Annotated in this window: 10 protein-coding genes; all 10 read right to left on the minus strand. The window is 75.5% G+C overall.

Annotated features, from left to right (window positions below):
• Nucleotides 1–764, minus strand: a 764-nt coding sequence (locus DKT68_RS28210) for a hypothetical protein (protein WP_109820420.1), incomplete at its 3' end; no start/stop codon positions are given.
• A gap of 15 nt (nucleotides 765–779) precedes the next feature.
• On the minus strand, nucleotides 780–1,241 hold the full coding sequence (locus tag DKT68_RS28215) for a hypothetical protein (RefSeq protein ID WP_109820421.1): 462 nt from the start codon (nucleotides 1,239–1,241) through the stop codon (nucleotides 780–782).
• The gene (locus DKT68_RS28220; RefSeq protein ID WP_109820422.1) at nucleotides 1,238–2,167 is read right to left on the minus strand and encodes a carbohydrate-binding protein; all 930 of its coding nucleotides are present in this window, start codon (nucleotides 2,165–2,167) and stop codon (nucleotides 1,238–1,240) included. The genes DKT68_RS28215 and DKT68_RS28220 overlap by 4 nt, the downstream gene beginning before the upstream one ends.
• On the minus strand, nucleotides 2,164–2,679 hold the full coding sequence (locus DKT68_RS28225; RefSeq protein WP_109820423.1) for a phage tail protein: 516 nt from the start codon (nucleotides 2,677–2,679) through the stop codon (nucleotides 2,164–2,166). The genes DKT68_RS28220 and DKT68_RS28225 overlap by 4 nt, the downstream gene beginning before the upstream one ends.
• Nucleotides 2,660–5,365 carry a putative baseplate assembly protein gene (locus DKT68_RS28230; RefSeq protein ID WP_109820424.1) on the minus strand — a complete coding sequence of 902 codons (2,706 nt, stop codon included), beginning with the start codon at nucleotides 5,363–5,365 and terminating at the stop codon, nucleotides 2,660–2,662. The genes DKT68_RS28225 and DKT68_RS28230 overlap by 20 nt, the downstream gene beginning before the upstream one ends.
• Nucleotides 5,362–5,796 carry a GPW/gp25 family protein gene (locus tag DKT68_RS28235; RefSeq protein ID WP_109820425.1) on the minus strand — a complete coding sequence of 145 codons (435 nt, stop codon included), beginning with the start codon at nucleotides 5,794–5,796 and terminating at the stop codon, nucleotides 5,362–5,364. Before DKT68_RS28235 ends, DKT68_RS28230 begins: the two co-directional genes overlap by 4 nt.
• Nucleotides 5,793–6,131 carry a hypothetical protein gene (locus DKT68_RS28240; RefSeq protein ID WP_109820426.1) on the minus strand — a complete coding sequence of 113 codons (339 nt, stop codon included), beginning with the start codon at nucleotides 6,129–6,131 and terminating at the stop codon, nucleotides 5,793–5,795. The genes DKT68_RS28235 and DKT68_RS28240 overlap by 4 nt, the downstream gene beginning before the upstream one ends.
• Nucleotides 6,131–7,726, minus strand: a complete 1,596-nt coding sequence (locus tag DKT68_RS28245) for a contractile injection system protein, VgrG/Pvc8 family (protein ID WP_109820427.1) — start codon at nucleotides 7,724–7,726, stop codon at nucleotides 6,131–6,133. Before DKT68_RS28245 ends, DKT68_RS28240 begins: the two co-directional genes overlap by 1 nt.
• Nucleotides 7,723–8,655, minus strand: a complete 933-nt coding sequence (locus DKT68_RS28250; RefSeq protein ID WP_236647105.1) for a CIS tube protein — start codon at nucleotides 8,653–8,655, stop codon at nucleotides 7,723–7,725. Before DKT68_RS28250 ends, DKT68_RS28245 begins: the two co-directional genes overlap by 4 nt.
• On the minus strand, nucleotides 8,655–9,221 hold the full coding sequence (locus tag DKT68_RS28255) for a hypothetical protein (RefSeq protein WP_146218445.1): 567 nt from the start codon (nucleotides 9,219–9,221) through the stop codon (nucleotides 8,655–8,657). The genes DKT68_RS28250 and DKT68_RS28255 overlap by 1 nt, the downstream gene beginning before the upstream one ends.
• Between the last annotated feature and the right edge of the window lie 527 nt (nucleotides 9,222–9,748).

Raw genomic sequence — 9,748 nt, forward strand, 5'->3', positions numbered from 1 at the left:
AAGAGACAGGCACGGGCGGGCAGCGCGACGGTCACCCGGACGGCCTTCACGATCGCCGGGATCGAGCCGATCAGCAGCACCAGCCCCCAGATGATGGCGACCACCGCGAAGACCAGCGCCGCCACGTCGTCGACGATGCTGACCAGGATCACCGGCACCAGGTTGTGCAGGAACTCCAGCACGATCGTGCACAGCAGGGTCGTGAGGATCAGCAGCACGAGGCCCTTGTTCTGCAGGAAGCGCGGCTGGGCCAGCACCAGCAGCCCGGCCCACACGAGCTTGAGCAGCAGCACCAGGCCGAGCAGCACCGCCGCGTCGCCGACCGGGAAGAACCCCCACAGGGCCAGGTACGCCAGCGTGCCGAACGGCACGGCCAGGAACAGCGACACCATGATCATCAGTTCCACGAACGCGATGACGAGCGCGACCAGCCCGACGATGAGCAGGATGATCGAGAAGATCAGGGTGGCGACGCCCTGGACCCGGCCCTGGACCCGTTCGGGCAGCAGCAGACCCAGGCAGAACAGCCCGGTGCTCCAGACCGCCACCGCGTCGATCAACCCCAGGTAGCCGGTGCCCCGGCCGGACGGCTCGCTGACGCCGGACACGTCGTCGATCTCCACGTCCAGGGCGCCGGCGCTGTCGGCCAGCGCCGCGCCGGCGTCGGCGCCGCCCAGCAGCAGCCCGGCGCCCAGCTCCACCCCGATCGCCAGGACGATGGCGAGCATCGCCAGCAGCAGGAACGGCTTGCGCAGGTCACCCACAGCGCACCTCCTCCGTCAGGACGTGGCCACGGTGACCGTGCAGCCACCCAGGCCGGGACACGTCACGGCCACCTCGGTGGCCTCGTCGACGGCGACCTTCGCCACCGCGCCGGTGCCGTCCGGCGCCGGATCGACCTCGTCGCGGATCGTGAAATCGGCGTCGCCCGGCGCCGGCGCGACGACCGTGAACCGCGCCGCGCTGCGCAGCACCAGGGTGCGCAGCCCACCCGGGTCGGCGACCCGCAGCACGCAACTGCCGGAGAAGACCAGTCGGCCCGGCCCGTCGGCGCAGTCGGCGCTGACCGAGGCCGGGTCCACCGCCGACCGTTCGCCGCCCAGCGCGCCCAGCCGCTCGATCAGCCCGTGCCGCGCTCCCGGGTCACCCCGGTCGTCCCGGCCCGCGCCGACCGCGACCACGAACAGCCCCACCAGCAGGACGGCGAGCAGCCCCAGCAGCGCCTTCTGCCGGCCGCTCATCGCGCGGCGGCCGGCGGCGGGACCTCGGTGAACCGGATCGCGTCGACGCCCGCGAAGTAGCGGTTGGTGCCCTGCGTCTTGCCCACCACCAGCAGGGTGACCCGGTGCGGTCCCTTGGTCAGCCGCACGGTGCCGACGTCCAGGAACTCCGTCTTCTGCACCTTCGGGGTGAACCCGAGGAAGGTGCCGCCGACCTGGTTGCCGTCGATGGTGAAGACGGTGTTGGCGTAGTCGAAGGAGGTGGTGCGGACCGCGGCGAAGCGCCAGGTGGCGTCGGCGGGGATCTGCACCGTCACGGTCACCTGGTCGCCGATGGCCAGCCCCTGGAAGAAGAGCTGCCGGTCCTCCGACCAGGTCACCCCGCAGCAGTTCGGCTGCACCACCACGGTGGCCGCGCTGGCCCGCGGGGACTCCACCACCGCGGCGTCCACCAGGTTCTCCGCCTCCACGGTCACCACCCGCGGCTCGCCCGGAGCCGGGTCGTCGCCGCGCGTCAGCAGCACGATCCCCACCGTCACCACCACCAGCACCAGCGCCGCCGCGGCGGCGATCCACGGCCACGGGGTACGCCGGGGCGGCGCGACCGCCCGCACCTCGTAGGTGACCCGGCCGCTGGAGCGGGAACTCTCCTCCGGCGCGGTGTTCGCCGAGTACGCGAACCCGGTCATGTCGTAGCGCCGGGGCGGGGTGCCCGGCGGGACGGCGAGCTTGACCAGGAACGACACCGAACCCTGCCCGGGCACCACCCGCTGCGGCTCGGTGACCGTGAACCAGGCCCGCTGGGAGCCGTCGCCGGGCGCCACGTCGAACACCACCGTGTCCGGCGCGTTGCCCGGGTTCGAGACGGTGAACGTCAGCTCACCACTGTTGCGCGGGTCGAGGGTGAACTGTTCGGCGGCGGCGACGACCGCCCACTCGGTGGTCATGACGACTCCTCTGCGACGACGATCTCGACGGTGGTCGAGGCGGGCTTCTCCGCCTCGACGATGCGGGTGATCACGGCGAGCTGACCGGCGGCGGCCGCCGGTACCCGCACCACGACGTGAAACGGCCGGTCGGCCGGTTCGTCCAAGGCGAAACCACTGACACCGGTAGCCACCTCGAGAGCTCTTCGCATCCCGTAGGGGGTGCCGCGCCAGCGGGCCAGCAGCGCCCCGTTGGCCACCAGGTCCCGCAGCCGGCCCACCGGCAGCGGCAGTGGCGCGTCCGGGCGGGGCGAGGCCACCACGTGGTCCATCGCCACCCAGCGGGTCAGCCGCACGACCAGGGAGTCGGGCGCCCGGTACGGGTCGAACAGGGCGTCCACCTCGGCGAGGATCTCCTCGTCCGGGGCGTGCAGCCCCTCCATCACCTCCAGCAGCGCCCAGAGCACGCTGCCCGGCACGCAGGCCCGCTGGTACGCGGCGGGCAGCAGCCGCTCAATCGCCGAGCGTCGCATCCTGCCGCACCACCTCGATGTCGTGCTCGCCGGAGCAGAGCAGCCACGTGTCGGGGACGGTCACCACGTCGGCGGTGGCCTGGTTGGCGCTGGCGGTCCAGTCCACCGCGCCGGCGCTGCGGTACACGCCGCGTGCGCCGCCGGCCAGGATCAGCCGCTCCGCCTGGTCGGCGCCGGTCGCCCCGCCGCCGCTGACCGCGATGGCGTCGACCGGCTCGAACCGGGTCCGGTCGCGCAGGGGCAACCCGCAGTTGACCATCACCGGTTGCCACTGCGGCTGCGCGGCCAGGGTGTCCAGCCGCAGCACGCCGCCGCTCTGCGTGGCCGCCACCGCGAGTGCGCCGGCGAACGCCATGTCCCGGCACGTGCCGCCGATCCAGCCGCCCTGCACCGACTGCCACTGGACGTCGGACTCGAACAGCCGGGTGCGGTGGCAGCCCTGACCCGGCTTCTTCGGGTCCGGCTCGCCCGCGCCGCTCCACAGCAGGGTGGCCGGGCCGTCGTACTGCACCGCCAGCACCCGGTTGTCCACGTTGGAGAGACCGACGTGGGCGAAGCTGCCCGGCCGGCCACCGGCCGTCGACAGGTACACCCCGAAACCGGCCTGCGCGGCCACCGCCACACCCGGTGCGCCCCGCTCGGAGACGAAGGTGCGTACCGCGTAGAACCCCCGGTCGGCGTCGGACGGGTCGACGAGGATCTGCAACGGCACCGCGCCGGGCAGCAGCGACACCTCGTACAGGCCGGTGTCGGTGGCCACCAGCAGCGCGCCCGCGCCGTCGCGGTCCAGCCAGGCCACGTCGGAGATCCGCGAGTCCAGGTCGGTCAGCAGCGACCACGTCTCGCCGAGGTCGGTGCTCAGGTGCACCCGGGAGCCGCCGGAGGCGCGCAGCGTCACCACGGCCACCGAGCCGGGACGCGGCACGATGCCCGGCCGCGCCGGCGCCGGGGCCGGCGCCACCCGCAGCACCGTCTCGCCGTCGAACCGGCCGGCCGGCTCCCAGCCCGCGCCGGCGTTGCTGGAGCGGAACAGCACCGGGCCGCGACCGGCGTACCAGGTGCGGGGCTGGTACTGGTCGACGGCGAGGGCACGTACGTCGGCGTCGGGCGCCTCGTCGACCACGAACCGGACCGACTCGACGTAGCGCACGCCCGGCTCGGCGTGCTCCAGCAGCCGGTACACGTTGGACGCCCGCAGCGGCTCCCCGAACGGCCAGCCCGTCGGGCTGAGCGCGGTGGGCAGCGGGCTCAGCGTCTGGTGCAGCCGGTCGTGGATCCGCCGGCGGACCGCGTCCACGTCCTCCTCCCGCCGGACCACCACCCGGGCGCGCACCGAGACCGCCTTGAACCGGGCCCAGGTCGCCCGGGACCGGATGCCGACCATCCGGCGCTCCTCGAGATCCGACTCCACCCGGCGCCGCGCCTCGGGCACCTCGTGCTCACGCAGCACCGCCACCGGCAGCCGGCCACCGGGACGCGCCGTCGGTGGCACGTACGGGACCAGCACCACCTCGACCTCGCCGGGCCGGGCGAAGCTGTACACCGCGGCGCGGGTGAACGCCCGGGCCCGGGCCACCGCGCCGGAGCTGGTGGCCAGCACCTCGAAGTCGCGGGCGGTGACCGCGCGCTGCTGGGCGAAGAACTCGTACGGGCCGCGGAGCAGCACCGACTCCAGCGCCTCCATCTCGCGCCCGCCGGCAGCCGGCGCGGGGTTGTCGACGCGTACCCCGGGCAGCGGGTCGCGCAGGCTGGTGAGCGTGCCCGCCGCGACGTTGCCAGCCGGTCCGCCGCCGGCCCGGTACCAGAGCCGGATCTGCCGCCCGGCCGGCGGCACCGCCGCCACGGTCACCGGCGACCGCGCCGGATCACCGGCGACGGTCGCCCCGTCCGGTGTGAGGTCCGCCGGCGCGGCCGGATCGGCCGGCGCGGGCTCGCCGGGGACCGCCGGGTGGGCCGGTCCGGCCGGGACCCGCAGGTCGAGGGCGGGGGCGAAGGTGACCGTTCCCGAACAGCGGTCGACCAGGTACACCTTGGCCTGCGGGCCCAGCCCGGCGAAGCTGTCCACCGGCCGCCAGATCTCGAACGTCCGGCCGTCGTGCTCGCGGGCCGCCGCGCCCAGCTCCACCGTGCCGGCCGGCACCTCGACGCCGAGCAGCAGGTCCAGCGGCTCGGCGGTGTGCGCCAACGGGGCGCGGGCCGCCCGCAGCACCTGGCCCGGCTGCCCGGTGCCGGCGCCGAGCAGCTCCGCCTCGACCGGCTCGCAGTGGTGCATCCGCACCGTCACCGACGCCTCCCCGGCGGGCAGTAGGGCCGGCTCGGTGGTGACGAACACGACCGGCCGGGGGTCGGCGCCGCGGGCCGCCGCGACCCGCAGGCCGGCCGGGATCCGCACCGCGCCCCGGTCGGTGCCGCTGCGGGTGAACCGGACGTCCGCCCACGCCGCGGTGGGCGCGTGCCGGGCCACCCCGAGCAGGTTCAGGAACGAGACGTACGCCTTCTCCGGCAACTGGTTCAACCGGTAGATCATCACCTCGGTCAGGTGCGCGAACGCCTCCACCAACGCCATGCCGGGGTCGTGCGCCGACAGGTCCGTCCAGGCCGGGCAGGACTGCCGGATCCGCTCGCGGGCCTCGGTGACGAGATCGAGGAACCCGCGGTCGTCCAGGTGCGGCACGGGCAGCGTCATGATGGTCCTCCCTGAGCCGGTTCGTCGATCGGGAGCAGGTCCACGGAGAAGACGAGCTGTCCGGGCGTCAGGCTGGCCCGCACCCGGTAGTCCAGCCGGATCACCAGCCGCCACGCGTCGTCCGGGTCCGGCCCGGCGTCCACGTCGATCACCTCGACCCGGGGCTCCCAGCGGGCGATGGCCTGCCGCACGTAGTGGATGGCCAGCCCGGCGGTCGTGTCGTCGTTCGGCGCGAAGATCAGGCGGTGCAGCCGGGAGCCGTACCCGGGCCGCATCAGCCGCTCGCCCGGCGTGGTCGACAACAGCAGAAACAGCGCCTGGCGTACGCTCTCGTCGCCCTCGGTCATGGCGATGCCGCCGGCGGCGGTGAGCGCCAGCCCGCCGGACCGGCCGGCGTCGAAGCCCGCGCCGACGAAGCGGAACGCCCTCACCGGTCCGCTCCCAGGAACCCCTGCCCCGGGTCGCGCACCGTGTGGTGGACCAGCCCTGGCGGCGTGCCGTTGGTGAACCCCTCCAGGTGGGAGAGCACCACCCGGTGCCCGTCGACCCGCAGCCAGTCGCTGTAGCCGACCCGGACGGTCAGCGTCTTCGTGCACGGCTTGATGGTCGGGCCGTAGTTCGGGCAGGCGACGATCTTCCGTCCCTCCGGGTCGTCGTCCACCAGCGCCGGCACGCCGGCGATGGCCACCCACCGCTGCGAGGGCCGGTTCTCGACCCGACCGTCGTGGTCGCACGTGATCACCGAGTCGCGGTGGATCCAGCGCATCAGCCGCCTCCTTCGTGGTGCGCGCGGGCGAGCGCACGCGCCCGTTCCGCCGCGGTGGTCGGGTCCTCGGTCGACTCGGCTTGCAGGAAGTCCACGCTGCGGGCGCGGACCACCATGGCCCGGCCGGGCGCGGAGATCACCAGGTCGGTCGCCGCGTGCAGGGTGGCCAGGTCCGGCGTGAGTTCCAGCCAGCTGCCGCCCTCGGTGGCCAGTCGCAGGCTGCGCTGGACGTCGTCGACCACGATCGACTGCCCGCCGGCGGTGCGCAGCGTCCAGCGGCGGGCCCGGCCGTCGTCGATGCCGGCGTCGTACGGCTCGACGGCGCCGAACAGCGAGCCGAGCACGATGCCCGAGGCCGGCTCGCCGCCGGGCAGCACCACCAGCACGGTGTCGTCCGGGTCGGGGAGCGCCACCAGACCCTTGCCGCGCCCGGCGCCGGGGCACAGCACCGCGAGCCAGCCGGCGTCGAGGTCTCCGTACGCCGGCAGGGTCAGCCGGACCCTGCCCAGCCCGTCCGGGTCGGCGACGTCGGTGACCGTGCCGAGGGTGACCACCGCACCGGCTCCCGACCCGCTCGGCGGCGCGGCCGGCGGCATGGTGGAGAACCGGGTCAGGTGCCCGTCGCCGTCCACGGTGTGCACCACCTCGGTCAGCACGTACGCCCCGGCGACCGCGTCGGGCACACCGGTCAGGTCGACCCGCCGGCCCGGCCGCAGCGCCGGGTCGCCCTCGGCCACCCCCTCGGCGGTGACCAGCGTGGCCGCGCGGGTGTCCAGCCGGGCCTGGGCCAGCGCGGCCAGTTCGTCGTCGCTGCGGCCGGGCTGGTCGACGGCGGTGCGTACCCCGTCGGCGCCCACGTCGGCCGGGTCCGGACGGTCACCGGTCGGACGGCCGCACCGTGCCTCGTCGGCCCGCTGGCTGATCGGTTCGGCGCGCTGCGGATGCCAGCCCAGCGCGGCGCTGGGGCCGCTGGCCTGGTCCAGGTTGGTGGCCAGCCGCAGGCTGTGCACGCCCGCGCCGAGGGCCAGCGCGACCGGTTCCCCGTACCCGGCGAGGGTGACCAGCCGGACCTCGTCGCCGTCGGCGGCCAGGTGCAGCCCGGCGCGGCCGGTCACCTCGCGCAGCAGCTCCAGATCGCTGTGCCGGTGCTGGAGCAGGCGCTCCAGCCTCGGCCCGTCGGTCTCCGCCGTCACCGTCAGCCCGACCTCGCCGCACAGCTCCCGGGCCAGCTCGGCGGCGGTCACCGAGGTGAAGACGCGTAACCCCTGTCGCTTGCGCAGCCGGTGCAGCGCGTCGTACGCCCGCAGGCGCAGCACCGCCGCGCCGTCGGCGGCGTACTCGACCTCCACGCAGGTCACCTCGCCGGTGAACAGCGCGTCGGGATGATCGGCGAGCCGCACGTCGAGCGCCGTGCCCGGGCGGACCGCGGGGTCGAACGCGCCGGCCCCGGCGGCGGTGGCGAGCACCAGCTCGGCCTGGGTGGGCTGGTCGAGCCGGGCGGCCACCCGCAGCGAGCGGACCCGCTGGCGGGCCGCGCCGGCCAGCTCGACGCCGTCGAGGAGGACGGTCAGCGCGCGGGGCGCGACGCTGGTCATGGCGCACCTCCCGGGCCGGTGGTGCTCGGGGGGCTGGCGCCGGTTGGTGCGGGGCCGGTTGACCGGCCGGTCGCGGCACCCCAGGCCGCGGGCGCGGTGGCGATCGAGGCGCCCACGAACGATGCGCCAGCGCCCACCGCGCCGGCCACCGCCCGCGCGACCCCGGCCACCGCGCCGGCAGGCGTGGAACCGCTGCCCGGGGCGCCGCCGACCGGGGTGCCGGGCGGCGGCACGGCCAGTGTGGTGCCGGCCGGAACCGCCAGGGGATCGGTGATCCGGTTGTGCTCCGCCAGCAACCGCCACCGCAGCGGGGAGCCGAGCGCGTCGTTGGCGAGCAGGTCGAAGCGCACCCCCGAGCGGCCGGGCTCGGCGGCGCCGTCACCGGCGGCGACCACCGCGCTGCCCGGTGCCGCGGTCGGTGTGCTCGCCGCCGCCAACTCCTCGGCGAAGCCGGCCTCCGCCTGGTCCGCCGTCTCGGCCGCCCGGACCAGCTTCAGCCGCAACCAGGAGCGCCGCGGCGAGCCGGTGCCGGTGAACGCGTCGAACCGCTCGGCCACCGCGATGATCACGCCGGGCACGTTCCAGGTCTTGCCCCAGACCAGCCGGACCAGCGGTGGCCGCAGCCACCCGTGCTCGGCGGTGGAGTTCTCCGCCAGCATCCACAACGGGCGGGTGAGCGCCCGAACGTCGCCGGGACGGACCTGCGCCTCCACGAAGTCCACGTCGAAGAGCAGGTCGAGCACCAGCTCCGTCCGGCCCCCGCCGGTGAAGACCAGCGGGTCGTCGGCGAGACCGGCCCCGGTGAGCTGCCCACCGGCTGCGCCCCGGTGGCGTACCCCGGCGAGCCGGGTCACCTGAACGGTCTCCGGGTTGAGCAGGCAGTCCACCCGCTCCCCGGAGGAGTCGATGAGGAAGGCGACACGTTCCATCAGTCGCCCGCCTGTTCCCGTTCCAGCCGGCCCAGCTGGGTCGCGTCCAGCGCCGCACCGGGCACCGTCCACAGCGGGCGGTCATCCGGCAGTGCGGGCCACAGGTCACTGGCCACCGCCGACCAGGCTCCGCCGACCGTGCGCACCGAGGCGCCCGTACCGGCCCCCGCCCGGCCGCTGACCGGTCCGCCGGTTTCGTGTCCCGACCAGACCGGCTCGGTCGGCAGGGCCGGCCAGGGGCCACTGTCGACGGTACGGGCCACGCCGAGCCGGTCATTCGCGGGCGACACGCCAGCAGCGGCGGCGTACCCGACCGGTCCGTCGTCGCCGTTGCGGTCGTGCCCGTGCGGCACCCCACCCGTCGCCCGAGCCCCGCGGAGCCGCGCACCGTCGCGCCCGACCCCGCCGTCGTTCCCGAACCCGGCCTGGTCGCCCTCGATCCCACCTCGGTCGGCCCGGAACGCGTTCCGCTCGAACCGGAAACCGTTCCGGTCGCCTCCGGCCGCGCCGTGGCCGCGCTGGTACGGGTCCCTGTCGCCGGCCGGGGCGGCAGATCGTGGAAGCACACCGCCTCCGGCCGGGCCGGAGCCCTCCACGGTGTCCCCGTGTCCTCCCGAACCGGGGGAGCGGGTGCGACCGGGGGAGACCGCGTCGGCGTGCCCGGGCCAGCGGCTGAAGGTCCCAGTGGATGGGTGGGGGATCTCGGGATGGAGCACGGGCCGGCGTGGCGTGGCGGCTTCGCCCGCTCGCGCCGACCCGCTCGCGCCGACGGCAGGAGTCCCGCCCGCAGCACCCCGCAGCGCCGATCCCGCCGATCCGCCCGGTCCCGTCGAGGCCGTCGATCCTGCGGAGCCACCGAGCCCGGTCGGCGGGCTGGAACCCTGACCGACCCCCGGCCCCCACGGCGTGGTCCCGTCGGCCGTCGCTCCGCTCGCCGCCCCAAACTCCGCGCCGCCAGACGCCCGGACGCCGGGCGCGCCAGCGGAGCGACCAGCGAACGACCCGCCACCGCCGAACGACCCGTCACGTCCGACGCCAGAAGCGCCGGGTCCGTCGGGTGGCCCGACCGGGCCGCCGGAGACCGGGGATGCGC

Origin of the sequence: Micromonospora acroterricola (assembly GCF_003172955.1) — a bacterium.
In the GTDB taxonomy this organism is placed as follows: domain Bacteria; phylum Actinomycetota; class Actinomycetes; order Mycobacteriales; family Micromonosporaceae; genus Micromonospora; species Micromonospora acroterricola.

Excerpts from the sequence above, each read along its gene's own strand:
- DKT68_RS28215 (WP_109820421.1), bottom strand. The coding sequence starts at position 1,241 with ATGAGCGGCCGGCAGAAGGCGCTGCTGGGGCTGCTCGCCGTCCTGCTG.
- DKT68_RS28220 (WP_109820422.1), bottom strand. The coding sequence starts at position 2,167 with ATGACCACCGAGTGGGCGGTCGTCGCCGCCGCCGAACAGTTCACCCTC.
- DKT68_RS28225 (WP_109820423.1), bottom strand. The coding sequence starts at position 2,679 with ATGCGACGCTCGGCGATTGAGCGGCTGCTGCCCGCCGCGTACCAGCGG.
- DKT68_RS28230 (WP_109820424.1), bottom strand. The coding sequence starts at position 5,365 with ATGACGCTGCCCGTGCCGCACCTGGACGACCGCGGGTTCCTCGATCTC.
- DKT68_RS28240 (WP_109820426.1), bottom strand. The coding sequence starts at position 6,131 with ATGCGCTGGATCCACCGCGACTCGGTGATCACGTGCGACCACGACGGT.
- DKT68_RS28245 (WP_109820427.1), bottom strand. The coding sequence starts at position 7,726 with ATGACCAGCGTCGCGCCCCGCGCGCTGACCGTCCTCCTCGACGGCGTC.
- DKT68_RS28250 (WP_236647105.1), bottom strand. The coding sequence starts at position 8,655 with ATGGAACGTGTCGCCTTCCTCATCGACTCCTCCGGGGAGCGGGTGGAC.